General features: G+C 32.8%; 23 protein-coding genes, 1 pseudogene and 1 riboswitch. Of the genes and pseudogenes, 22 read left to right on the top strand and 2 right to left on the bottom strand.

Annotated elements, in window-relative coordinates; translation table 11 throughout:
• Nucleotides 1–330 precede the first annotated feature (330 nt).
• The 5 genes from KPL50_RS15175 (at nucleotide 331) to KPL50_RS15155 (ending at nucleotide 3,098) form a co-directional block, all read left to right on the top strand.
• Entirely contained in the window at nucleotides 331–714 is a 384-nt protein-coding gene (locus KPL50_RS15175) for a helix-turn-helix transcriptional regulator (RefSeq protein WP_253200644.1), read from the top strand.
• A gap of 65 nt (nucleotides 715–779) precedes the next feature.
• Nucleotides 780–1,217, top strand: coding sequence for an NUDIX hydrolase (locus tag KPL50_RS15170; protein WP_216299377.1), 438 nt, complete (start codon nucleotides 780–782; stop codon nucleotides 1,215–1,217).
• Nucleotides 1,217–1,738 (top strand): hypothetical protein, encoded by a 522-nt coding sequence (locus KPL50_RS15165; protein ID WP_216299376.1) that lies wholly within the window; start codon nucleotides 1,217–1,219, stop codon nucleotides 1,736–1,738. The genes KPL50_RS15170 and KPL50_RS15165 overlap by 1 nt, the downstream gene beginning before the upstream one ends.
• 73 nt (nucleotides 1,739–1,811) lie before the next feature.
• Nucleotides 1,812–2,240, top strand: a complete 429-nt coding sequence (locus tag KPL50_RS15160) for a hypothetical protein (protein WP_216299375.1) — start codon at nucleotides 1,812–1,814, stop codon at nucleotides 2,238–2,240.
• Nucleotides 2,241–2,459: 219 nt separating this feature from the next.
• The gene (locus KPL50_RS15155) at nucleotides 2,460–3,098 is read left to right on the top strand and encodes a hypothetical protein (RefSeq protein ID WP_216299374.1); all 639 of its coding nucleotides are present in this window, start codon (nucleotides 2,460–2,462) and stop codon (nucleotides 3,096–3,098) included.
• A 77-nt stretch (nucleotides 3,099–3,175) separates the two neighbouring features.
• Here the strand turns inward: KPL50_RS15155 and KPL50_RS27930 are convergent.
• Nucleotides 3,176–3,253 (bottom strand): annotated as a pseudogene (locus KPL50_RS27930) (DNA-binding response regulator); the annotation flags it as partial.
• 222 nt (nucleotides 3,254–3,475) lie between these two features.
• Here KPL50_RS27930 and KPL50_RS15145 point away from each other — a divergent pair.
• The 3 genes from KPL50_RS15145 (at nucleotide 3,476) to KPL50_RS15135 (ending at nucleotide 8,203) form a co-directional block, all read left to right on the top strand.
• Nucleotides 3,476–4,129, top strand: a complete 654-nt coding sequence (locus KPL50_RS15145) for a MarR family winged helix-turn-helix transcriptional regulator (protein WP_216299373.1) — start codon at nucleotides 3,476–3,478, stop codon at nucleotides 4,127–4,129.
• A gap of 457 nt (nucleotides 4,130–4,586) precedes the next feature.
• Nucleotides 4,587–6,311, top strand: a complete 1,725-nt coding sequence (locus tag KPL50_RS15140; protein WP_216299372.1) for an ABC transporter ATP-binding protein — start codon at nucleotides 4,587–4,589, stop codon at nucleotides 6,309–6,311.
• The gene (locus KPL50_RS15135; protein ID WP_216299371.1) at nucleotides 6,311–8,203 is read left to right on the top strand and encodes an ABC transporter ATP-binding protein; all 1,893 of its coding nucleotides are present in this window, start codon (nucleotides 6,311–6,313) and stop codon (nucleotides 8,201–8,203) included. The genes KPL50_RS15140 and KPL50_RS15135 overlap by 1 nt, the downstream gene beginning before the upstream one ends.
• Before the next feature lie 83 nt (nucleotides 8,204–8,286).
• Here the strand turns inward: KPL50_RS15135 and KPL50_RS15130 are convergent, their stop codons facing one another.
• A complete protein-coding gene (locus KPL50_RS15130; protein WP_216299370.1) occupies nucleotides 8,287–9,138 on the bottom strand; it encodes a sialate O-acetylesterase in 852 nt (283 codons plus the stop codon).
• A 346-nt stretch (nucleotides 9,139–9,484) separates the two neighbouring features.
• Here KPL50_RS15130 and KPL50_RS15125 point away from each other — a divergent pair, with 346 nt between their 5' ends.
• The 14 genes from KPL50_RS15125 to ebgA all read left to right on the top strand — a co-directional run bounded on the left by KPL50_RS15125 (nucleotide 9,485) and on the right by ebgA (nucleotide 24,692).
• Nucleotides 9,485–10,303: an effector binding domain-containing protein gene (locus KPL50_RS15125; RefSeq protein WP_309245186.1), complete on the top strand. Its 819-nt coding sequence runs from the start codon at nucleotides 9,485–9,487 to the stop codon at nucleotides 10,301–10,303.
• A 418-nt stretch (nucleotides 10,304–10,721) separates the two neighbouring features.
• Nucleotides 10,722–11,786, top strand: a complete 1,065-nt coding sequence (locus KPL50_RS15120) for a beta-propeller fold lactonase family protein (protein WP_216299369.1) — start codon at nucleotides 10,722–10,724, stop codon at nucleotides 11,784–11,786.
• Complete coding sequence (locus KPL50_RS15115) at nucleotides 11,767–12,132, top strand: DUF4180 domain-containing protein (RefSeq protein WP_216299368.1); 366 nt, start codon at nucleotides 11,767–11,769, stop codon at nucleotides 12,130–12,132. Before KPL50_RS15120 ends, KPL50_RS15115 begins: the two co-directional genes overlap by 20 nt.
• Before the next feature lie 139 nt (nucleotides 12,133–12,271).
• Nucleotides 12,272–12,628, top strand: a complete 357-nt coding sequence (locus KPL50_RS15110; RefSeq protein WP_216299367.1) for a hypothetical protein — start codon at nucleotides 12,272–12,274, stop codon at nucleotides 12,626–12,628.
• Nucleotides 12,629–12,762: 134 nt separating this feature from the next.
• A riboswitch (TPP riboswitch) is annotated at nucleotides 12,763–12,864 on the top strand.
• A gap of 146 nt (nucleotides 12,865–13,010) precedes the next feature.
• The gene (gene tenA / locus KPL50_RS15105) at nucleotides 13,011–13,664 is read left to right on the top strand and encodes a thiaminase II (protein WP_216299366.1); all 654 of its coding nucleotides are present in this window, start codon (nucleotides 13,011–13,013) and stop codon (nucleotides 13,662–13,664) included.
• Between the two features lie 24 nt (nucleotides 13,665–13,688).
• Nucleotides 13,689–14,279, top strand: coding sequence for an energy-coupled thiamine transporter ThiT (gene thiT, locus KPL50_RS15100; RefSeq protein WP_216299365.1), 591 nt, complete (start codon nucleotides 13,689–13,691; stop codon nucleotides 14,277–14,279).
• A 124-nt stretch (nucleotides 14,280–14,403) separates the two neighbouring features.
• On the top strand, nucleotides 14,404–15,369 hold the full coding sequence (locus KPL50_RS15095) for a DsbA family protein (RefSeq protein WP_216299364.1): 966 nt from the start codon (nucleotides 14,404–14,406) through the stop codon (nucleotides 15,367–15,369).
• A gap of 206 nt (nucleotides 15,370–15,575) precedes the next feature.
• Nucleotides 15,576–16,055 (top strand): glutathione peroxidase, encoded by a 480-nt coding sequence (locus tag KPL50_RS15090; protein WP_216299363.1) that lies wholly within the window; start codon nucleotides 15,576–15,578, stop codon nucleotides 16,053–16,055.
• 234 nt (nucleotides 16,056–16,289) lie between these two features.
• Nucleotides 16,290–16,913 carry a DUF47 domain-containing protein gene (locus KPL50_RS15085; protein WP_216299362.1) on the top strand — a complete coding sequence of 208 codons (624 nt, stop codon included), beginning with the start codon at nucleotides 16,290–16,292 and terminating at the stop codon, nucleotides 16,911–16,913.
• A gap of 11 nt (nucleotides 16,914–16,924) precedes the next feature.
• Nucleotides 16,925–17,923 carry an inorganic phosphate transporter gene (locus KPL50_RS15080; protein ID WP_216299361.1) on the top strand — a complete coding sequence of 333 codons (999 nt, stop codon included), beginning with the start codon at nucleotides 16,925–16,927 and terminating at the stop codon, nucleotides 17,921–17,923.
• 585 nt (nucleotides 17,924–18,508) lie between these two features.
• The gene (locus tag KPL50_RS15075) at nucleotides 18,509–19,750 is read left to right on the top strand and encodes a sugar ABC transporter substrate-binding protein (RefSeq protein WP_216299360.1); all 1,242 of its coding nucleotides are present in this window, start codon (nucleotides 18,509–18,511) and stop codon (nucleotides 19,748–19,750) included.
• 67 nt (nucleotides 19,751–19,817) lie between these two features.
• Entirely contained in the window at nucleotides 19,818–20,759 is a 942-nt protein-coding gene (locus KPL50_RS15070) for a carbohydrate ABC transporter permease (RefSeq protein WP_253200643.1), read from the top strand.
• Complete coding sequence (locus tag KPL50_RS15065) at nucleotides 20,756–21,580, top strand: carbohydrate ABC transporter permease (protein WP_216299359.1); 825 nt, start codon at nucleotides 20,756–20,758, stop codon at nucleotides 21,578–21,580. The genes KPL50_RS15070 and KPL50_RS15065 overlap by 4 nt, the downstream gene beginning before the upstream one ends.
• A gap of 16 nt (nucleotides 21,581–21,596) precedes the next feature.
• Nucleotides 21,597–24,692, top strand: coding sequence for a beta-galactosidase subunit alpha (ebgA, locus tag KPL50_RS15060; protein WP_216299358.1), 3,096 nt, complete (start codon nucleotides 21,597–21,599; stop codon nucleotides 24,690–24,692).
• Nucleotides 24,693–24,703 lie beyond the last annotated feature (11 nt).

Genomic DNA, 24,703 nt, shown 5'->3' with positions numbered 1-24,703 from the left:
GTTGTTTTAACTGTGAATGTTATTATGAGGAGCCGTATGCGGGAAAGCCGCACGTACGGATTCTGTGAGGGGCTTACATTGTGAGGTGTAAGTCTACTCGACTGTAGAGTTGAGGTAACATAATTTTAGATTCATTTATGTCGTCTCTTTCATAAACTGCGTCATAATTGTATTATTATTATTATTATTATTATTATTATTATTATTATTATTATTATTATTATTATTGGAAGTAAGGATAATTTATATTTTATTTGGACAAATGAAAGCAAGATAGGATAGGAAATAACAGTTATATTTTAGTACAATTTGTACATGGAGGTGAGAAAAATGAATTTTATTCAAAACTTGCAGAGGGCAATCGACTATATGGAAGAACATATATTAGAGCCGATTACCTATGAAGATGTTGCAAGACATGTCTACATGTCAAGCTATCATTTTCATAGGACATTTAGTTTAGTGACTGGTATTACAGCAAATGAGTACATTAGGAATAGAAGATTGTCCATGGCGGGGCAGGAACTCTCTATATCTGATGCAAAGGTAATTGATATTGCTTTAAAATATGGTTATGACTCGCCCGAAAGTAGGTTTAAGGACTTTAACAATGAACGATTCAGTAGAACAAAACAAAAGATACAACTTGGGAGAGAAAAGGATTTTAGAGATATTAAAATAATAGATGACTATATTAAAGTTAATAGTTTATGATGCAATTACGCCTCATATTATAATTGAATAATCTCTTAAATAATATATTTAATGGAGTGATAGAATTGACTGTAGTAGCAGGTTGTGTGGTTCAAGATAATAATAGGATTCTCATGGTACAAGAAGGTCAAGGTGTAGAAAAAGAATTGTGGAACTTTCCATCAGGTAGGTTAGAGAATAATGAAAAAATACTTAATGCCGCAATCAGAGAAGTTGAAGAAGAAACAGGCTACAAAATATCAATATCTGGCTTATTAGGAATATATAATTTTATAAGTATTAATAATGTCCATGTTATATTTTTTTGCTACGTTGGACAAGTGACTAATGGAATTTTAAGATATGATAATAATGAGATTATAGATGTAAAGTGGTTATCACCTGATGAAATTGCTGGAATAAGTGATAATAAATTGAGAACACACACATTAATCAGAAGGATAATTAGTGACTTAAAAAGTAAACCTATTCTACCACTTAATATTATTAATGACATGATTTAATGAAGAATATTCATATTTTGCGTCACAACTGTAAAACATTTTTAATAACAAATATAGTAATTGATGGTATATGTTTATGGTTAGGGAAGGTACAGTATATTACTGACTTTAATTATAATTTGCATGAGATGTTATATTTGCCAATTAATCTTTCTTTGCTTATTGTACCTATTGAGCTAATTCTTCTTATATACTATTCAACAAGGTATTTTAAGAACATTTGGAAATCAACAGTATTAATGGATTTAAGATATAAAATAAAGGTTTTCCTATGTGTAATTTTTATGGTTGTTGCTATTGGCTTAATGTACAATCAAACAAATATTGTTAGTACATTCGGTAGCCACATTATAACTAATAAAATTATTGATGGAAGTAGTAGATATATAATATTGGATAATATAAAAATTAAGTGTACTGAAAATGAATATAACTTAATTAATGTAACTGATACCTATTTCATAGGTTATAGTTGGAATATTAAATCTAATGTTGGAAAATTGAACACAATAGAAAAGTAAAGAGGTTGTTGAAACCTTGTAATTTAACACGAATAAAATGATGTAGCAAACTCTATACAAGGGGCTGGGTAATGTGAAAAAAATATTTATTATAGTAGTATTTATTTTGATTATGATAATGTTGTTTGTAGTTTATAAAAAAACTAATGATACAGTTACTATAACTACCGACAAAAATTCATATACTCCTATGATGTCTTATGGAAGTGGGGGGATTAAAATAACACCTATTTTTAATTCTAAGAAAGAATACACTAAATTAGAGTATCATTGGATTACTAATGAAGGGGAATTCATAAGTGATTTTTCACATTTGGGAAAAGAGGTAAAAAATCAAGGTGAAACTGTATTATGGAGTGCCATTGAAAATGATAAAGTTGTAGATATAAAAAGTTCATTTGATATACAATTAGAAGTCATGGATAGTGCGAGTAAAAAAATATTAGCAAGTACAAAACTAACTATTAGCCCTAATAAAGGTTTTTATGAGATAAAAAAATAGCGTACAAAATGTGATACGCTTTTTTTACTTTTCCCCTGGTGATAGTATGTTGAAATTACCCTTATTAGTTAGTTTTACGTTGTTTTTTAATTCCTGTTGATGTGATTAAAAGAAATGTTGGACAGACCCCTTGATGACTAGTTTGTAAATTAAAAAATTATATATATTAACATAAAAACTAAATATTAATTTGCAAGAATTAAATTTATGGAGGAAAAAATGAGGAAATTAAATAATAGAAAATTATATGCAATAGTAATAATATTAATTGTCATTATAAGCTGTATTTCAGTAGTATCATATGATCAATATAAAAAAATAAAGAGTTATGAAGATGCTTTGCAAAATCCACTATCTAGTGCCTTATCAAATCTAAGTATAGGAATAAACCAGGATATATATAAAATTATAACTAATGCTATAAATAATAAATATATTAATAAAGGGGATGCGTATTTTATAGGTGATGCATTTTATCAGACAAGTATTTCATCCCAACAATTATTTGGTATGGCGATGCCGGTTTCTGGCTATAATAAAAGTTTTAACAATCAAACTTCGGTTATTTCAAGAGATTTTTCTGAATATGTAAGAAGGATAATACAAAGACAAGATTCTCTTGGTTATTCAAAAAATGATGCTTCAATTTTAATAAGATTGACAGATGATGAAATTATAAAATTTGAAAAAATGAAAGAAATAACTAGTAATTGGTTGAAAATATTAAAAATCTACAATCCGAGTTCAAGTACTATCGTCCTTGTAAAAGATAATAGATGGATAAATTTGGCGGATAGTTTTTCTGATTATGCAAATAAATTGAACTGGAAGCCTGGTGATATGCTCACTAATAAGTAATTTAAGGTTTATCGTAATGTATGGTTTTTACAATAAATGAACGTTTATGCTTTTATTCATAAGTAGGGTATAGAACCGAAAGGCTTTGTAATATAGTCATCAGCACCAACAGTTAAACCCTGTATTTTATCGATTTCTTCTCTTTTACTCTGCATTTCAAAACATATGAAGGTGGAAAGTTTATCATTGATTTCTTAACTTTTACACTATTGAAATAATCTCTAAAGAAATTTTTTTTATAAGGTATACTGAAAAGTTATAAATTCTTTTACGGTACCTGTAGAAAACCCCTTGACAAATTAAACAGGTACCGTTACAATATATTCAGATGGTACCTGTACAAACGGTACCGGTTTAATATGAAAGGGGTTTTCTATATGAACGAAATGAATAACGAACTTTATGAAAAACTTTCACGTCTCCAGTGGCTGCGGCACAAACAGCATTTGCGCGCCCACGTCGAAGGCAGCCTGATGGCCGACCCAACACGCGGACAGGGGCGAATCCTCGCTATGCTCAAAATGCAGGATGGCATTTCCACAAAAGATTTGTCTTACATGCTGGGCATCCGCATTTCCTCGCTGAACGAGCTTCTTTTAAAGATGGAAAAGAGCGGCTATATCGCCCGTGAACCCTCAGAAGCCGACAAGCGCGTGATGCTTGTGAAACTAACCCCAAAAGGTAAAAATGAACAACAGCAGGAATTAAATCCCGGCGACATTTTCACTTGTCTATCAGAGGAGGAACAAAAGGCATTTGCAGATTATCTCGACCGTATAATGGTGGTTATTGAAACCGAGATTGGCGTGGAAGTAGATGGGGATGAACGCGACTGGTGGACGCGCGGCGGACGTGAACGAATGGGTGACGAAATGTTTGAGCACCTTGCTCATATGCGACGCAGTGGTTTTAACCCTCATCAAACTTCTGGCCATCATGGATTCGGCGGTTTCTCGCAGGATGAGAATATAGGCAAACCAGGAGTGCCGACCTCGCCGCATAAAGGCCCGCACGAGCCAGCAGATGAATAAGTAACCTATAGCAGTTAACTTCCGTTTAAGTAATTTTAAAATATCAAATCATAAAAAGAATATCTTGAAAAAAGTATTATAGCAATTGAAGATATTCATCCAAAAGGGTCATTACAATCACGCCTGCCTCTAGAACTTAGAATAGCAGGCGTAACTACCAAATCATAAAGTTATCTCAAAGAACTTTGATTTTCCAAAAGATAATCCAGAAAAAATATTAAATCAATTTAAATATATTGAAAAAATCTAACGTATGTTTCTTTCAAAAAAAGTATAGCATGCACTAGGTCTATTAAATTTACCCAAAATCATGACTATAGAAAAGCAAAGCACCAACAATTAGGTTGAGAAAATGCTTCACTTATTTTGGGACATTTACAAAAATGCTTTACATAAGAAGTAATAAAGAATAATTTGAGTTCAGTGTTATCACTGAGGATTGGAGAGGAATTGTTAAATGATTAAATTGTTCAGATTTCTAAAACAATATACAGCATATATAGTTGTTATTATCGTACTTCTTTTTGCACAAGTACTTTCAAATCTCTATTTACCCACCTTAATGGCAGATATTGTTGACAAAGGCTTAGTTAATAAAAATATTAACTACATTATTAAAATTGGTGGTTTTATGTTACTCATTGCAGCAGGAGGAACTTTATGCTCAATTATAGCTGCTAACCTCTCATCAAGAACAGCTGTAGGTTTTGGAAAGATATTACGTAAAAATATTTTTGCTAAAGTTGAAAGTTTTTCATTGCATGAGTTTGACAAATTAGGAACGGCCACACTGATTACAAGAACGACTAATGATGTAACTCAAGTTCAACAAGCATCAATTATGATTCTTAGTATGATGGTTACAGCTCCTATGACTTGTGTTGGTGGAATCATTATGGTCTTAAAACAAGATACATCTTTAGCCTGGGTACTTGTGGTTGCAGTACCAATACTGTTTTGTATTATTGGTATTACATTTATAAAAGGTATGCCACTATTTAAGGTAATGCAGAAAAAAATAGATAAATTAAATCTTGTTTTACGGGAAAATCTTACGGGTATCAGAGTCGTACGTGCTTTTAATCGTATTGATAAAGAAAAAGCACGATTTGATAATGCTAGTGTAGACCTTATGGACAACGCAATTAAGACCAATTTAATCATGGCTACGTTAATGCCTGTAATGACGCTTATTATGAGCTTAACAACAGTGGCACTTGTTTGGTTTGGCGCTATTAGAATAGAATCCGGAGCAATGCAGATTGGATCACTTTTAGCATTTATTCAATATGCTACTCAAATATTATTTTCAGTACTCATGCTGGTTATGTTATTTATAATGGTACCTCGTGCTCAGGTTTCGGCAGTGAGAATCAATGAAGTACTTGAAACTGGCCAAGACATAATTGATCCCGAAAAATCAAAAATAGCAAGTAGTAAAAGAGGTTTTGTTGAATTTAAAGATGTTTCCTTTAGATATCCTGGCGCAGATCAGCCCGCTCTTAGTAATATAACCTTTAGCGCTAAACCAGGTGAAACAACAGCAATTATTGGAGGTACTGGCTCAGGTAAATCAACATTGATCAATTTAATTGCACGTTTCTATGATGTTGAAAGCGGTATTGTTTTGGTTGATGGAGTGGATGTTCGAGAAATGAGTCAAAAATCACTTCGCTTAAAAATCGGTCTTGTACCTCAAAACACAATACTTTTTTCTGGTACTATTGCTGAAAATATAAGATACGGAAAAGAAGATGCTACCATGGAAGAAATTGAGCATGTTGTTTCTGTTGCTCAGGCTACAGAATTTGTCACAGAGATAGAAGCAGGTTTTGATCACCATATTGCCCAAGGCGGAACTAATGTTTCTGGGGGACAGAAGCAACGTCTTTCAATTGCCCGTGCCTTAATTAGAAAAGCTGAGATATATATTTTTGACGATAGTTTCTCCGCACTAGATTTTAAAACAGATGCCAAGCTACGTGAAGCTCTTAAACCTGAAATCTCGGATGCTACAGTTTTTATTATTGCTCAAAGTGTTTCAACTGTTAGAAATGCTGATAGGATTATAGTCTTAGATGATGGCAAAATATCAGGCATTGGAACCCATGAAGAACTGCTTAAAACCTGTAAGGTATATTGTGAGATTGTAGCTTCACAGCTTTCAAAGGAGGAATTATAATGAGTGAAAAACGTAAGGATGATAAACCTCAGAAAGGTTTTGGCGGAGGGGGTCCCATGGGATCACTTGGAAAACCGGTAGTTAAGTCAAAAAAATTCAAGGTGACACTTTTCAGACTGTTTAGATATTTAAAGCCTCAAAGAATCAAATTTATTACTGTGTTTATATGTACAATTCTAAGCACAATTTTTAGTGTTATTGGTCCGAAAATTATGGGTAAGGCTATAACAAAAATAGCAGAAGGCTCTGGAGCTAAAATGATGGCTATGAAGATGCATAAGCCTATTCCGGCAATGGACTTCACTTATATCGGCCAAATTTTGTTAATCCTTTTAGGGTTATATCTTATTAGTGCGGCATTTAGTTATCTGCAACAATATATTATGGCTGGAGTTGCTCAGAAAACAGTTTATAATATGCGCAGGGAAGTTGATGAGAAGCTTTCCCTCTTGCCTCTTAAGTTCTTTGATGCAAGAACACATGGGGAAATATTGAGCCGTGTTACCAATGACATCGATAATATATCAACTTCCTTGCAGCAAAGTCTAACTCAACTGATTACTTCTATTGTAACGATTATTTTTGTTGTTGTAATGATGCTTTCAATAAGCCCCTTATTAACAGTTATTGTTATTTTAACTCTACCACTTTATCTTGTAGTAACAATGAATGTTGCAAAACACTCTCAGAAACACTTTGCGTCTCAGCAAAAATCCCTGGGGGAACTTAATGGTCATGTTGAAGAAATGTACACTGGACACAAGATCGTTAAGGCTTTTGGGCGTGAGGATGAATCCGTTGAGACATTTAATTCTATTAATGATAAACTCTATACTGCTGGCTATAACGCACAGTTTATCTCAGGTACAATAATGCCTTTAATAAAATTTGTTGGAAATATAGGATATGTTATTATCTGTGTTATCGGCGGAATTCTAGCAACTAGGGGTGCAATTACAATAGGTGATATTTTAGCATTTATTGAATATTCAGGACAATTCACTGGGCCGATAGCTCAGGCTTCCAATATAGCTAATATTATTCAATCAACTGTGGCATCTGCTGAACGTGTCTTCGAACTTTTAGATGAGGACGAAGAATTGCCGGACGCTTCTGATGCAAAAATAATAGCTTTTCCTAAGGGAGAGGTAAAATTTGAAAATGTAGATTTCAGCTATAAAAAAGATGAGTCACTTATAAAGAATATGAATATTGAAGTCAAACAAGGACAGACAATCGCTATCGTTGGTCCTACTGGTGCGGGTAAGACTACAATAGTTAATTTATTAATGCGGTTCTATGAAATAGATGGTGGTAAAATCACAATTGACGGAGTGGATATAAGAGACATAAAACGTGGTGAACTACGTAATATGTTTGGTATGGTACTTCAGGATACTTGGCTTTTCAATGGTACTATAATGGAAAATATCGCTTATGGCAAAGAGGGAGCAACAGAAAAAGAAGTTATAGAGGCAGCAAATGCAGCTCATGCACACCACTTTATTAAGACACTTCCTGATGGATATAATACAATATTAAATGAAGAAGCTTCAAATATATCCCAAGGTCAAAAACAGCTGCTTACTATAGCTCGCGCAATACTTGCAAATCCAACTATTATGATACTAGATGAAGCTACAAGTAGTGTTGACTCAAGAACAGAAGTTTATATACAAAGGGCTATGACTGCGCTAATGCAAAATAAAACAAGTTTTGTAATTGCACATAGACTTTCTACAATTAGAGATGCGGAATTAATATTAGTTATGAATAAAGGAAGTATTATTGAGGTGGGGAGTCATAATGAGCTTCTTGCTCAAAATGGTTTTTATGCGGATCTCTATAATAGTCAGTTTAGTGGAGCAAATTTAGATAATGAGGTCATATAAATATTTTTATCTCCTGTAGTAAGAGAAAAAAGACGAGTATTTTTCAATACTCGTCTTGATGCATGTTTGTTACAATTCATTATTTATGTCTGGCTATTTATGATTGCTAGTTGTGATTGGTAATCTTCTAATGATAAATCGCCTTTAACAAACTTATTTTCTATGGGAGTGATCCTTTCTAATTTGGATAAGGGTCTTCCACTATCAATGTTAACCGCATTATGTTCACCTTCAAGCGGCTCCAATATATGATGAAGCTTGTCAAAGGCTTCAAAATATCGTAGACCAAATATTCTTTGTGAAACTGCATTTATATGAACACCATCTGGATTACACTTAAGACCTAAGGCTGTAACAAAATAGCAATTCTTCTGCGTATTGGAAAACTTTTCAAGCTCTTTATTAACCAATGTGTATGCTGCAAAATATTCACCAAACATGCCAGTAACCAAATAGTCCCCAAGCCCTCCTATAATAAGAGGTATTTCTGGCACACCGAGTTCACGGCGAAATGCCTCCACAATGGTTAAAAACTTTTCATAGTAACGGCTAGAACCTTCCAAGGAGCAATCACTTTCGCCTTGATGCCAAAGTATTCCATCAAGTATACTGGTCCGCTTGGCAAGCTTTGCCTGGAACACCGCATGTTCAAACAGTACTCCCCCCACAGCCCAATCATCAAGGCTGGTGCCAACATCAGCGCAAGGAATCAAGCCTATTTCTTCGTTTTTATTTTTTTTACACCATGATGCCGCAAAGGAGGCTGTAAGGCCAACGCCAGAAGAAGGACGATCATAGTTTATAGGTTCCGTCATAATTTGCCAGCGTCCGTTTCGCAGCATCTTTATACGTTCATTGCAAATCGGTGGGACATCTTTCAGAAATCCGCGCCCGGCTATATTGGACTGTCCAATCATTAAAAAAGAATGTATCATAAGTATTAAATCCTCCAAGTTCATTTTACCAACAGACCGCTAAAGGTGGTATTATAAAGCCATCCTATATTTATGCATAAAATCAACACTATTAAACATAGCCAAATATTTAAATGTTAATTCATAATATTCTTAAACTGCGTCATAATTGTATTATTATTATTATTATTATTATTATTATTATTGGAAGTAAGGAAGTAAGGATAATTTATATTTTATTTGGACAAATGAAAGCAAGATAGGATAGGAAATAACAGTTATATTTTAGTACAATTTGTACATGGAGGTGAGAAAAATGAATTTTATTCAAAACTTGCAGAGGGCAATCGACTATATGTAAGAACATATATTAGAGCCGATTACCTATGAAGATGTTGCAAGGCATGTCTACATGTCAAGCTATCATTTTCATAGGACATTTAGTTTAGTTACTGGTATTACAGCAAATGAGTACATTAGGAATAGAAGATTGTCCATGGCGGGGCAGGAACTCTCTATATCTGATACAAAGGTAATTGATATTGTTTTAAAATATGGTTATGACTCGCCCGAAAGTTTTACAAAGGCATTTACCAGATTCCATGGTATTACGCCGAATGTGGCAAGGCGTGCAGGTATAAAATTAAAATCTTTTAATCGCCTTCTCATTAAAATAAAATTGGAAGGTGGTACTGTTATGGACTACAGAATCGAAAAACGAGAAGTATTTAGATTATTGGCTAAGGTTGCAAAGTTTAGAAATGAAACAATTTCAGAACAGGGAAATACTGAAATTCCGGACTTTTGGAAAGAATGTGGTGACAATGGCACATTTAATGGTCTGAAACAAAACACTAGCAAGCATGATATTTATGGAGCTTGTGCACCAATTTCTAAAGAAAGTACACATTTTGATTATGGCATTGGTATGGAATTTAGTGGTGGTAATGTACCGGAGGGGTATACCATATGGGAGGTAAAACCTACATTATGGGCCGTATTTAAATGTATTGGTGAAACTGGAGATTGTATAGGCGAAACATGGGGGAAAATCTTTTCAGAATTTCTTCCCGGTTCAGATTATAGCATGATTGATGATACTGATTTTGAATTGTATTCAGAAGACATTAAGGCAGATTGCTTTTGTGAAATATGGATTCCTGTTGAAAAAAAGACATATGCATAATTGATATTATTAGTGTAGGTTATGATCATACTTATTACTTAATTAATAGTACGTAATTTTATTTTATATCCTCACAACAAACCCATATCAATCTGATATGGGTTAGTATGATATCGGTTCATTGTTATGAATGATGAAATAAATGTAATGGTAAGTAAAATTCATTTGCAATTTCAATGAGAGCCGTAGAATTTTTATACTTATATTAATAAGGTGTTTTTGTTTTTTTGTAATATATATGTATATATATGATCTAATGTAGGTATCTTAAGGGTTTGTGTGAATTACAAGATGGAGTAATAATTTGAAATAAATTGTTATGGGATGGTAAACTCTTCTATATGGAATGTATTATTTTCTTTAATTTGGTATAATAGTATTAAGCAAAGCTGTCAATATAGAGAGGAAGGTATTTTATTTGAAATTATATGTTTCAGGGTATGGGTCAGGGGATATACCATCTATAGGTATTTTTAAAATAGAGAATGGGCATATCTTAGAGAATAGTTGGATAAGGGATGTAGAAAATTCATCATATTTAAGTGTGTTTGGAGAATATATTTTTGGTATAAGTGAGCTCGAAGGGAATAGTTATATTCATATGTTTAAAAAAAACTTGGAGGAATATTCTCTTATTGATACAAAGCTGATAAAGGGTGGGTTATTATGTTACATAACATATTTACCTAAGAATAGAGTATTGGTAGGAGCTTGCTATGAAAGTGGTGAGATTTTTTCTATAAGAATAGGTGAAAGTGGTTTTAGAGAGATGGTGAGTTTTATAAAGCAAGGTGGTAATGAGGCTAAAGTAAGTCGCGCTCATTGTGTTGTATCTAATAAATCAGAAACTATACTTTATAGTGCTAATATTGCTCTTGATATGATTTTTAGCTATAAAATAAAAGAAGGTAAATTATTTGAGCATGATTGTTTGCTACTTCCTAAGGGAGCAGGGCCAAGGCATATTATTATAAGTCATAATGAAGAAACCATATATGTTATTTCAGAGTATTCAAATAAAATGTTTATTATTAATAATGATAATGGTAAAATGACATTGATCGATACTGCATGCACGCTTCCAGAACTTTTTTGTGAAAAGAGCTACTGTTCAACGCTTTGTATGACAGCCGACGGTAAATATATTTATGCAGCAAATCGTGGTGCTAACACAATTGCAGTTTTTAATGTATTTAAAGATGGAAAGCTTAAAAAGATTGGAGATTGTTCATGTTTTGGGGATTGGCCTAGACATATATCATTAGTAAATAATGACGGTTTTTTAGCTATAGCCAATCAAGGTAGTAATCAGGTGATTTTGAGTAAAATAAATTCTGAAACAGGACTTCTAACTAATGAAATAATAGAAATAGCATTTAATAAACCAAGTTTTGTGTCTGAAACTATGGATATTAACAAATTCAATTCACCTGTAAAAGTAAGTCTATTATTGGAGGATAATTATGAAAATAACTATAATTAAAGAGAATGACGTAGAAATTGCGGTTGTAAGCAGTAGTGAGATAATAATAACTGATGTTCAGTCATCATTAGATTTTATGGCAACGGTAAATTATGAAGTAGGTTGTGGTCGTATAATTTTAAACAAATCAGCAATATGTGAGGATTTTTTCAACTTAAGAACAGGGCTTGCAGGAGAAATATTACAAAAATTTACTAATTATCAAGTAAAAATTGCTATAGTTGGTGATTTTTCTGTGTATACAAGTAAGAGTTTGAAGGATTTCATCTATGAAAGTAACAACGGGAATCATATATTTTTCTTGTCAAATGAAAAAAAAGCAGTTGATAAATTGAGCATTGTATAAGTCAGAAGAGGTGTATATTTAACCTTAGCCTAATGTTATCATAGGTATGTTTTATTACAGTGCAATAACTTTTCATAAAGCCTATGATATGGTAACTAATGCCATTATATCAGTAAAAATCTTTATAGGAGGGGTAAATTTGAATGTTTCAATTAATGTTGTTCGTATAACTCTAACCATTTTATTTGGGATTTATCAATTTTGGGCTTTCAGAAATAACAAGTCAGTAAGGTGTAAACTATCACCAATGATTTTGGCCATTGCTTTGGGATTACTGATATCAGCATTAGCATCTTTCGTAGGGGCAATAGGTTACTTCTTTATCTTCACTATTTTAATAATTGAGCTTTCCATAATGGGAGCCATTCTAGTGTTTCTACTTGAGATATGTCTAGCGTTATTTAGTAATCATGTAAATCTAAAAAGAGTTATGAATTTAGTTGGTATTTTTACTCTACTTGTAGTAATTTATTATTTAGTGGAGAGGGTAATTTAATGTGAGACAAAAAATTCAACTCTAAGTGCAGTAAGAAATAAACGAACTTGCTAAATCTATAAAACATAGAACTTGCTAAATCTATAAAATATTGTTGACAAGCTTTTACACAGGGTTATAATAAAGGAAAATAGAATGTTTGCTAGGGGTGCACTTGTGCTGAGAAATAGTTTTTACTATTAACCCTTTAACCTGATCTGGATAATACCAGCGTAGGAAAGCTTACTAAAAATATTATATAGATTGTAATGATAAATAATATTTATAAATGTAAACTACGCGCCTATATTCCATAAGGGAATATAGGTGTTTTTTGGTTTAGGCATCTTTTCTTGTTATTTTATTTTAGATGATTCATAGAAGATATTGAAAGGGGATTATTATGAAATTTACAGATTATATATTTGAAGAGGTAAAGGGATTTTGGAATTCATATTTAGAACATCCATTTATAAAGGAGATAGGAGAAGGTACCTTAGATAAGGAGAAGTTTAAAAAATATCTTATACAGGATTATCTGTATTTAAAAGAATATTCAAAGGTATTTTGCGTAGGGCTGGTTAAGGCCAAAACTATGGAGGAGATGAAATTTTATTATAATTCAATAAGAGGAACTATGGAGGATGAGGCGGCTGTTCATATAAAATATTTAGAAGGCTTTGGATTAACTGCAAAGGAAACGGAAAAATGTGAATATGATTTAATAACTTCAAGCTATACAAGCTATATGCAAGGGGTAGCGCTTACTGGAGATTTAAAAGAGATTGCTCTTGTTACTATGCCTTGTACCTGGAGTTATAGCTACATAGGTAAATATATTAAAAAGACTTATGAAAATAAGCTAGAGGAGAATTTTTTTAAGCCATGGATTGAAGAATATGCTTCTGATGGCTTTGAAAAATTCACTAATGACTGGATAGATTATATAAATGATTTGTGCAAGGATATAAATGAAGAAGAAAAGATAAAACTATTAGCTATTTTTATGAAATCATGCATGTATGAGTTGAAATTTTGGGATAATGCATATAATTAATGCACAATAAAAAGGGGAATTGCAATGATTATTTTAACTGGGATAGTATCAATAATAATATTTATACTGTATATAATGGATGTACGGAAACATAAATTTACAACTAAAACAATGGTTATAACAGCTATGATGAGTGCACTGGCATATGTTCTATATATGGTGCCAATTGTAAAGTATCCTCAAGGTGGCGGTATAACATTAATGTCTATGCTACCAATAATGCTACTTTCAATTCTTTGTGGAAGAACGGCAGGACTTACAGGAGGGATTTTATTTGGACTATGTAAGATTTTAAATGGTGCCTTTATAATACATCCTGTTCAATTTGTACTAGATTTTGTATTATCAGCAATGGCACTTGGTTTAGCAGATACCTTTGGGCATGATAAAAAATATAAAATCATATGTGGAGGATTATTTGCAACAGGTATTGCATTGTTTTTTAATATCTTATCTGGAGTATTGTTTTTCGGACAATATGCACCAAAGGGTATGAATGTTTTATTGTATTCATGCATATATAACGGCTCAAGTGCAGGAGTTGAGGGGATAATAACATCCGTACTTTTAGCATTAGTACCTATTAAGAGATTTTTTAAAGGTAGGGAAATATAATAGCAAACTTTTGTAATTGAAAACTCATTTAAAAGTTTCTCCTTAGACATTGCTCTTAAGCTTATTCAACAACGGACGATAAAATATAAAGCTTGCTTTGTAAACCAGATGAAAGGGGATAAAAATGAATAATAATAATAATAATAATAATAATAATAATATGTTTTGTGACATCGACGCAGTTTCATGTGGAATTGATAATGAAAAAGAAATGGAGTTAATTAACTTAAATATCCCTAAAAATAAGATAGATCTTTATTATTTTACTGACCCGATGTGCTCTCATTGCTGGGCCTTTGAACCTGTAATAAGACGTTTTAAGGCACAATATGGCCAATACTTTAATTTCAGTATTTTTATGGGTGGATTATTGAAAAACTGGGATGGCTTTTCAGACCCATCTAACGGTATTTCTGGTCCATCAGACGTTGCTTCCCATTGGAGAGAAGTTGGTGAGCATACTCGTATGCCTATTGATGGTTCCTTATGGTTTGACAACCCAATTGAGTCCTCCTATCCTGTTTCCCGTGTATTTAAAGTAATTAATCAAAAGAATGAGAAACTAGCTAAAGTATTTTTACGCAAAGCAAGAGAGGCAGTTTTTCCTTTTAACCAAAACATCGGAGAAGAACAAGTGCTAATTGAGATTGTGAATAATCTAGGAATGAATGGAGAGGAAGTAGTTAAAGAATCAGCTCTTTCGAAGAGCCAAGAGCTTTTAGAAGAAGACTTTGCCTTTGGTAGAAAATTGGGAGCAGAAGTATTTCCAACAATTATTATGGTTAACAAGGAAAGTAAAGCCATTAAAATTGTAGGTGCCCGCTCTTTCGATAGTTACGTGGATGGACTTTCCCAGCTTCTTACTGAAAAAGAAGAACTTAAACCACTTCCTCAGCCATCACTAGCAGCACTTTTAGAAAACAATACGAAATTATTTTCTAGAGAAATCGAAGAAATGTACGATTTAAAGCAAAATGAAGTTATCCCATTTATTGAAAAAAGTCTCTCACCTTCTGAATATGAGATTACAGAGATTCTTGGCGAGATGTTTATAAAAAGTAAAAATCAGGTTCTTTCAAAAGAAGAATAAAAGAAAAAAATGATAAGATAGCTATAGAGTGATAGTTTTATATAAATGCATATGTTAATATATATTTAGAAGTGAAGTAATAGCTAAAATATATTCTAAAGTTGGAGTAACTGTGGAGGAGTTTAAGCTTTTAAAAAATTCTTTAGATGCACTGTTAATGAAAATTATTTAAAATTTAAAATTCAAAATGAAAGGGTGTAATATATATGCGTTTTTATGATTTTTTAGCAAAAGAAAATAATGGTCAAGAAATAAAGATGGAGAAATACAAGGGTAAAGTGGTTTTAGTTGTAAATACTGCAAGTAGATGTGGATTAACACCTCAGTTTGAAGATCTAGAAGAATTAAATAGGGAATACAAAGAAGAAGGTTTAGAGATCTTAGGATTTCCGTGTACTCAATTCCCAAAGCAATTTTCAGAAAGTAGTGCAGATATGCAAGAATTTTGTCAATCAGGCTATGGTGCCTCTTTTACTATGTTTGAAAAAATAGATGTGAATGGAGAAACAGAACATCCATTGTTTAAATATTTAAAGGGTGAGGCAAAAGGTCTTGTAGGTAAGGAAATAAAAGGGAACTTTACTAAGTTTTTAATAGATTCTGAGGGGAAGGTAATTAAGAGATATAGCCCCACAGTATCTCTACCAAAAATAAAGGCTGATATTGAGAATTTATTAAAAAACTAACGCGCTTTTCATCAAATTAATATTAATATCGTTGCGATCATAGTAGTAAACCCATATCTAATGATATGGGTTTACTTTTTATTTTTAGATTTCTATTCTTTATTTAATATATTTGAAATTATTTCCAAAGCAATTAAAATATTAAGAAAAAATATTATTTCGGAATATGACATTTAGTGGTAGAATATTTAAGGATAATTATTTTAGATAGTGAGTAGAAGGGGGATACGATCAATGAAACTTAACACACGAAAGAAAGATAAGTTATTTTTAATGCTTTTAGACATTTCTGCAAACTTAAAAGAAAGTGGACAGTATTTTCTAGATTTTAAAATTACGGAAGAAAAACATCTTGATGAATTTCAAAAGAAAATGAAGGAGTATGAGCATAAGGGGGATATCTTTGTTGATGAAATAATAAAGGATTTAAATAATACCTTTATTACTCCAATTGAACGTGAGGATGCCATGGAACTTGCGCTACACATGGATGAAATTCTTGATGGGCTTGAGGAATGTGCAGCTCATTTCTATATGTATAACATATATGAAATAGACGATTACATGGTGGAGTTTAGTGATTTGTTAAACAAATGCATAATTGAAATAAATAGTTCTGTGGATTTGCTTTCACAGAAGAAGCTTACACAAATAAGACAGCATTCAGTTAAAATAAAAGAATATGAGGAAAAGTGCGATATTCTTGAAAGAAGGGCAATAAAGGAGCTTTTTGTAAAAGAGAAGGACATAGTTAGACTTATTCAGTATAAGGATATATATAGATTTCTTGAAGATACCGCAGATGAATGCCAAAAGGTTGGAAAAGTACTTGAAACGGTAGTAATGAAGAATGCGTAAGGAGAACTGAGATGAGTACATCATATTTAATGATTAGTTTAACCGTTATCCTTGCACTGTCTTTCGACTTTATTAATGGTTTTCATGATACTGCAAATGCAATTGCAACAGCTGTATCAACAAAGGCATTAAGTCCAAGACGTGCAATTATAATTGCCTCTTTAATGAATTTTCTAGGAGCAGTTGCCTTCACTGGGGTTGCAAAAACCATCGCTAAGGATATAGTAAACCTGGATTTAATACCCAACGGAGCTGTAGTTATACTTGCAGCACTTGTTTCTGCTATAGTATGGAACCTCGTTACATGGTATCTTGGGATACCAAGCAGTTCATCTCATGCACTTATAGGTTCAATTGCGGGTGCGGCTATTACATCTGCAGGGGTTTCATCCATAAACTATAAAGGATTTGTAGCAATAATAAAGTCACTGCTGGTATCTCCCATACTTGCCTTTGTAGTAGGCTATATTATGTTTACTATTTTTAAATATGTATTTAAAAACTTAAACCTTTCCAAAACCAATATAAGATTTAGAAGACTTCAGGCTATTACAGCTGCGGTTCAGTCCTTTGCTCATGGAACAAACGATGCTCAAAAATCCATGGGAATAATAACAATGGCTCTTGTAAGCAATAATTTGATAAAGCCGGGAAATATCCCTTTATGGGTACAAGTATCTTGTGCTACATCCATGGCACTTGGTACTTCCATTGGAGGCTGGAGAATAATAAAGACAGTTGGAACACAAATTATGAAAATTAGGCCTGTTAATGGCGTAGCAGCAGATTTGTCATCTGCTTTAATAATATTTGGAGCATCCAGATTTGGTCTTCCAGTTAGTACAACCCATGTTATATCATCTTCAATAATGGGAGTAGGTACATCTTATAGAGTAAAGGGAGTAAAGTGGAATACAGGGAAAAAAATGATAATCACCTGGTTTATAACACTGCCAATATCGGCAACCTTAGCTGCAATTATATATATGGTTATGAGTATGTTTCTATAACTTGTAGTATCAACAAAAACTGTTCCAATTTTTGTAAGGGGTCTGACCCCAATCATCCTCTCCAAATTAAAGGAGGGGCTTTTTTATGTTATTAATTAAGTCCAACAATTAAAGAGCTTATGCTGTAACTGTTTATATAAACACAGATAGTAAAAATGGCAAAATTTTACCAACTTAAATAATGGAAAACGAAAAAGTATTTTGATATAAATAAATTTTTACAAATTTCACTATAGACTGGTAACATGACTACAGTACTTATTTAAAAAACTTATAAGAGAAATATTAGTAAATATTTCAAATAATATTAACGCTTAAATAAAGTAGTAAAAACAAACATTTTTACTACTTTATTTATTGACTTTTACTAAAAAAAGTTGTATATTATTAATTAAAGTAAACGTTTTACTATTTAAATATGAAATTTAAAACTAACTATAGAAGTGGAAACTACAGACATTATGGCTTTTTAGATTTAAATCAAAACTTTGTGAAGATAATACTACAGGTAAATGTTTGAAAATTCATAAAAAATTTTATGGGTTTGAGATAAACTTACAGATTTATTATTAAGGGGGCAAAATAATGAAAACAAAAAAAGTATTAACATTATTAATTGCAATGACTTTAACGCTAAGCATGTTTACTGGCTGTGCAACTAAACCAAGCAGCAATGCCACAGAAAAACCTAAACAAAAGGCAAACATAAGATTTGCAACATGGGACTCTGATGAAACCCTTACATTGCAGCAGCAACTAGTTGATAAGTTCAATGTTGAAAACAAAGATGTGAATGTAGTTCTAGAGGGATATGGTAATGACTATGATACTAAGATTGCTGCAGGTATCGGTGCAAATGATGCTCCGGATGTAATGTATATGTGGAATTATCCTCAATATGGAGGCGCCCTTGAACCCCTTGATACTTATATTCAAAAAGAAGGACAACCTTATAAGGACAACTTCTATGAAGCATTATGGAACTATAATTCTATAAAGGGAAAAGTTCTTGGAATGCCTGTAGGTTACACAACTCATGTAGTTTACTACAATAAAGCACTCTTTGACAAAGCTGGTATTCCTTATCCAACAGCTGGATGGACTTGGCAGGAACTTACGGAAACAGCTAAGAAGCTAACAAATAAAAGTGAAAAGGTATTTGGATTTGCTTTTTCTGGCAAGCCAGACCCATATGATTTTGAGATGCACCTATGGAATAATGGTACTAAATATGTAGGAGATGATTCAAAGCTTGAGGGGAATCTAAATAGTGCAAAAGCTGTGGAAACTCTTAGTATGTTCCAAAACATGGAAAAAAATGGCGTTGCAATTGCATCTGAAGGATCTGGTTTAGATGAAATGAAAACTGGAAAGGCTGCAATGTTTATAAATGGGTCATGGTCCATGGATACTTTAAAAACTGCTGGTATAAAATTCGGTGTTGCAACACTGCCAGTATTTGAAAAGGGCAAGAAATCCATAAGTATTATAAGTTCTTCAGGAGTTTCTATATCAAAGACCTCAAAGAATAAGGAAGCTGCATGGAAGTTTATAAAATATTGGACATCAGAGGAAGCAAATAAGGCACGTATTGGACATGAAATTCCAGTATTAAAATCTGTGTCAAAATCAGAAAATCTTACAAATGATAGCACGTATTCGGTATTCTATACTATGCTAAGCCAGAGTGAAGGATATACACCTTCATCCTTCAAAATTGATAAATGGAGTCAGCTATCTGATAAATTATCACTTGTCTTCGAACAGGTATTTAATTCAAGTACCTATAGGAATCCTAAAGAGGCTCTTGACGAAGCTGTAAAATAGTACTTTTCAAAGAATTATTCCGTTAAAAGCGGAATAATTCTTTGAATTAAATATAGGAGGGTTTAGTATGGAACAGACCAAGGAGATAAAAATAAAAAAGAAGAAATTTATAAATAATATTACACCTTATCTTTTTATATCACCATGGATAATAGGATTTCTTGTGTTTACTCTAGTGCCACTGGTTTTCTCATTGATAATGAGCGTTTACAATTGGCCGGTTATTGGAACACGAGAATTTGTAGGCCTGGGAAATTACATAAATATGTTTAAGACAGATACTCAGTTTGTTAAATCACTTGTTATAACGCTAAAGTTCGCCTTAATATTTGTACCCTTAAACCTTATTTTAGCTCTTATTCTTGCACTTCTTATAACCAGGCCAGTAAAGGGAGTAAAGATCTTTAGAACTATTTTCTATATACCTACTGTAGTATCTGGAGTGGCAATTTCAATTATTTGGGGATGGATTTTAAATTCTCAATATGGAATTTTAAATTATCTTTTATCCCTTATTGGGATTACAGGGCCAAGGTGGCTCACAGACCCCAAATGGGCTATTACAGCTATTGTTGTTGCAAGCGCTTGGGGAGTAGGTACAATGATGCTTATATTCTATACAGCAATAAGTAGTATTCCAAAAGATATGTATGAAGCAGCCTATATAGATGGTGCATCACCTGTGCGATCCTTCTTTTCTATTACATTGCCACTTATCACTCCAACGCTTTTATTTAACCTCATTACATCAACTATAACTGCCTTGCAGCAGCTTACCTTGGCACTATTGTTAACAAATGGGGGACCTATGAAATCAACTTATTTTTATGGCCTTTATGTGTATAACAATGCCTTTAAACAGTTCAAACTTGGATATGCTAGTGCAAATGCATGGTTTATGTTTGTTATAATATTAATCTTGACAGCTATTATATTTAAATCCTCTGATACCTGGGTATTCTATGAAAATGAATTAGCTGTTAACAAAAAAGGAGGTAATAAAAGATGAAGATGAGCAAAATGGAAAAGATAATAATATATATATTTTTAGGCATATTTACACTTTATTTTTTATTTCCTTTTGTATGGATGATTCTTACAGCATTTAAAACAGAAGGGGAAGCCTTTTCATTTCCGCCTAAGATAATGCCTGGTGTATGGCACTTTGACAACTTTATAAAAGCTTGGAATTCCCAACCCTTCTATGTATACTTAAAAAATTCTGTGATTGTAACGGTGCTTACTACAATAGGTCAGGTTGTTTCTTGTTCACTTGTGGCCTATGGTTTTGCAAGATACAATTTCAAGGGAAAGAATATACTCTTTGTTTTACTACTTTCTACTATGATGATTCCTTGGGATGTAACAATGATACCCCTTTATATGGAATTTAATGCTTTTAAATGGATAAATACATTAAAACCTCTGATTGTACCGTCGTTTTTTGCATCAGCATATAGTGTATTTCTCTTAAGACAATTTTTAATGGGAATCCCAAGGGATTTTGAAGAAGCTGCAAAAATTGATGGAGCAAATGATTTTCAAATTTTTTCAAAGATATTTGTTCCTATTATGAGGGCACCTTTAATACTTATAGGCGTACTTAACATCCTTCTTGTTTGGAATGATTATCTTGGTCCTCTTATTTTCTTGCAAGACAGGACAAAATATACTTTAGCACTTGGTCTTGCATCATTTAAGGGAGTCCACAATATGCAAATAATACCTATAATGGCCATTACAATTCTTATGATAATTCCACCTATCATTGTTTTTGCCTTTGCACAAAAGTATATTGTGGAAGGTATGAGCGGTGGTATAAAACAATAATGAAAGGAGCATTTTTATGAAGCGAAAGATAAAGGATTGGGAAAATATTGATTTACTCCATGTAAACAGAAAAGATAGTCGGGCAGATTTTAACGGATATAATTCCATGGAGGATGCTTTAACCTATGATGAGCTTAAAAGCTTTGGAAAAATAACACTTGATGGATTATGGAAATTTATGTTTCTTAAAGCTCCAGAGTTGTCTCCTGATAACTTTAATAGTATTGAATATGATGCTTCAAACTGGAATGATATTGTGGTTCCAGGAAATTGGCAGCTTCAGGGCTATGGGAAAATGCACTATACAGATGTATATTACCCATTTCCTATCAACCCACCATATGTGCCTACAGAAAATCCTACAGGAATTTATAAGCGTAGTTTTAAGCTAGACAGTAAGTGGCTTGGAAATCGTACCATACTAAAATTTCATGGTGTAGATAGCGCCTTTAATATCTGGGTAAATGGACAGCCTGCAGGTTATGGCAAGGGAAGCAGATTAACCTCAGAATTTGATATAACCTCTTTTGTTAACCAGGGAGAAAATGATATTACAGTAAGGGTTTATCAGTGGTCAGACGGTACATACCTTGAAGACCAGGATATGTGGTGGCTCAGTGGAATCTTCAGAAGTGTGGAATTAATAAATGAACCCTATGCTTGCATAGACGACATTTATGTTATAACTGACTTTGATGACAGTTACAATGACTCAACCCTAAAGCTTGATATACTCTGCTCAAACTACAACACTGTAGGCATTAAGGGATTTAGCGTGAAATGCAGTTTATTCGATATGAGCAATAGAGCTATATGTGAATTTGAATATAGTGATATTGCCATAGAAAAAGAAAATAGTATTAAAATATTACTAGAGAAAAAAATATTATCCCCAAACAAGTGGACAGCTGAAACTCCTTATCTATATACACTTATAATGGAATTACAGGATTCAACAGGAGAAACACTTTACTCTGTACCTCTTAAAATTGGCTTTAGAAAAATAGAGGTTATAGATGGAAATTTCACTGTAAATGGAAAAGTAATAATGCTAAATGGAGTAAATAGGCACGATTTTAACCCTGAAACGGGAAGAACTGTAACAAAAGAAAATATGTTAGATGATGTTCTTTTAATGAAGCAACATAACATAAATTCTGTTAGAACCTCTCATTATCCAAACCATCCTTATTTTTATGAATTATGTGATATTTATGGATTGTACGTAATAGATGAGACAGATATTGAGTGCCATGGCTTTGAGCTTACGGGAAATTATAATTGGATAAGTGATAATAATAAGTGGGAAAAGGCATATGTAGATAGGGCTGTACGGATGGTGAAAAGGGATAGGAACCATCCCTCAATTATTATGTGGTCCCTTGGAAATGAATCAGGATTCGGAAGCAATTTTACTGCTATGGCGCAGGCCTGCCGAAGTATTGATAATACAAGACTTATACACTATGAAGGTGATAGAGACGCAGTTATAAGCGACGTAGTTAGTACTATGTATACAAGGCTCCACAAGCTTGAAGAAATCGGAAAGGATGAGGAAGGGAAAAAGCCACATATACTTTGTGAATATGGGCATGCCATGGGGAATGGACCTGGAGGTCTCAAGGAATATCAGGAAGTGTTTAGAAAATATAAAAGGCTTCAGGGTGGATTTATATGGGAATGGTTCGATCATGGTATAAAGCAAAAAAACCAAGAGGGGCAGGAGTACTATGCTTATGGAGGAGAGTTTGGAGAATATCCACATAATGGTAATTTTTGTATAGATGGACTTATATTTCCGGATAGAAACCCATCACCAGGTCTTTTAGAGTATAAGAAGGTTATTGAGCCTATTAGTACCTATGCGGTGGATCTTGAAAGAGGAATAATTAAAGTTAAAAATTTGTACGATTTTATTGATTTATCACATGTTGATATAAAATGGAATGTTAGCTTTGATGAAAACCTATTGGATTCTGGAGTTATACATCTTAGTGATGTTAATCCAGGAGAGGAAAAGGAAATTAAAATCCCAATTAATATACAAAAGGTAATTGAAAATACAGATTACTGGATTAATATAAAATATGTTTTAAATAGAGATGAGCTGTGGGCGAAAGCTGGGCATGAGATAACATTTGAGCAATTCAAGCTTCCAATTTTTGAAGCAAATAAGTATATTCGTCCTGTTAATAGAGAACTAGAGGTAAAAGAAAATGGCGGAAGAATTATTATAAAAGGTAGTGATTTTGAGGTTATTTTTAATAAAATTTTTGGGGGCCTTGAGGAGTATAAATACAAAGGCAAGAGGATGATAGAGAAAGGGCCTAGATTAAACTTTTGGCGCGCTCCTATTGATAATGACATGTACCTTTTGAAGGATTGGAAAGAAAAATATTTCCTTCACATGATGCAGGAGATGTTAGAATATATTGAATATGAAAAACATAGCTCTTTTGTTTCTGTAAAAATAGGTGTTCATATTGCCCCACCAAATCAAGGATGGGCCTTTAAAGCAGTATATAATTACACAATACACTCTAATGGCGATATAGTTCTAAAGGTAGAAGGACATCCTTTTAGGGAAGAACTAAATATGCCAAGTATAATCCCAAAAATAGGGCTTGAACTATTTGTAAACAAGGATCTAAGCAGTGCAGCCTGGTATGGAAAAGGTCCTGGTGAATCCTATAGTGACAGTAAGCTCGCATCTACTACTGGGGTATATAGAAATAAAGTAGAAAATATGCATACACCATATATATATCCGCAAGAAAATGGAAATCATACGGATGTATATTGGATGAGCGTAAAGGATTTAAATACCGGGATTTTTGTAAAGTCTCAGAAGACCTTTGATTTTACTGTCCACGACTATACAAAAGAAATGCTAGAAACTGCAAGGCACCAGCATGAAATAAAAAAAGCTGATTTTATTGTGTTAGATATTGATTATAGACAAAATGGACTTGGAAGTGCTAGCTGTGGTCAGGATCAGCTTCCAAAGTATAAGCTAAGCCCTGGGGAATTTAATTTTGAAATTGAGCTGTCATTTTATAATGAAGAAAATATAGACCTGGCAGAATACAGTAAAATTTTATATGAAAAATAGTTTAGCTTAAA

Source organism: Clostridium sp. CF012 (genome assembly GCF_018861755.1).
In the GTDB taxonomy this organism is placed as follows: Bacteria; Bacillota; Clostridia; order Clostridiales; family Clostridiaceae; genus Clostridium_AD.
The sequence above is the reverse complement of the archived record's forward strand: the minus strand, read 5'-3'. Positions and strand labels throughout refer to the sequence as shown.

What these genes read in the sequence shown, in the direction of transcription:
- KPL50_RS15070 (WP_253200643.1), top strand. Translation starts at nt 19,818, where the DNA reads ATGGAACAGACCAAGGAGATAAAAATAAAAAAGAAGAAATTTATAAAT.
- KPL50_RS15165 (WP_216299376.1), top strand. Translation starts at nt 1,217, where the DNA reads ATGAAGAATATTCATATTTTGCGTCACAACTGTAAAACATTTTTAATA.
- KPL50_RS15175 (WP_253200644.1), top strand. Translation starts at nt 331, where the DNA reads ATGAATTTTATTCAAAACTTGCAGAGGGCAATCGACTATATGGAAGAA.
- tenA (WP_216299366.1), top strand. Translation starts at nt 13,011, where the DNA reads ATGAAATTTACAGATTATATATTTGAAGAGGTAAAGGGATTTTGGAAT.
- KPL50_RS15085 (WP_216299362.1), top strand. Translation starts at nt 16,290, where the DNA reads ATGAAACTTAACACACGAAAGAAAGATAAGTTATTTTTAATGCTTTTA.
- KPL50_RS15080 (WP_216299361.1), top strand. Translation starts at nt 16,925, where the DNA reads ATGAGTACATCATATTTAATGATTAGTTTAACCGTTATCCTTGCACTG.
- thiT (WP_216299365.1), top strand. Translation starts at nt 13,689, where the DNA reads ATGATTATTTTAACTGGGATAGTATCAATAATAATATTTATACTGTAT.
- KPL50_RS15095 (WP_216299364.1), top strand. Translation starts at nt 14,404, where the DNA reads ATGAATAATAATAATAATAATAATAATAATAATAATATGTTTTGTGAC.
- KPL50_RS15140 (WP_216299372.1), top strand. Translation starts at nt 4,587, where the DNA reads ATGATTAAATTGTTCAGATTTCTAAAACAATATACAGCATATATAGTT.
- KPL50_RS15065 (WP_216299359.1), top strand. Translation starts at nt 20,756, where the DNA reads ATGAAGATGAGCAAAATGGAAAAGATAATAATATATATATTTTTAGGC.
- KPL50_RS15135 (WP_216299371.1), top strand. Translation starts at nt 6,311, where the DNA reads ATGAGTGAAAAACGTAAGGATGATAAACCTCAGAAAGGTTTTGGCGGA.
- KPL50_RS15130 (WP_216299370.1), bottom strand. Translation starts at nt 9,138, where the DNA reads ATGATACATTCTTTTTTAATGATTGGACAGTCCAATATAGCCGGGCGC.
- KPL50_RS15155 (WP_216299374.1), top strand. Translation starts at nt 2,460, where the DNA reads ATGAGGAAATTAAATAATAGAAAATTATATGCAATAGTAATAATATTA.
- KPL50_RS15075 (WP_216299360.1), top strand. Translation starts at nt 18,509, where the DNA reads ATGAAAACAAAAAAAGTATTAACATTATTAATTGCAATGACTTTAACG.
- KPL50_RS15090 (WP_216299363.1), top strand. Translation starts at nt 15,576, where the DNA reads ATGCGTTTTTATGATTTTTTAGCAAAAGAAAATAATGGTCAAGAAATA.
- KPL50_RS15145 (WP_216299373.1), top strand. Translation starts at nt 3,476, where the DNA reads ATGAACGAAATGAATAACGAACTTTATGAAAAACTTTCACGTCTCCAG.
- KPL50_RS15115 (WP_216299368.1), top strand. Translation starts at nt 11,767, where the DNA reads ATGAAAATAACTATAATTAAAGAGAATGACGTAGAAATTGCGGTTGTA.
- ebgA (WP_216299358.1), top strand. Translation starts at nt 21,597, where the DNA reads ATGAAGCGAAAGATAAAGGATTGGGAAAATATTGATTTACTCCATGTA.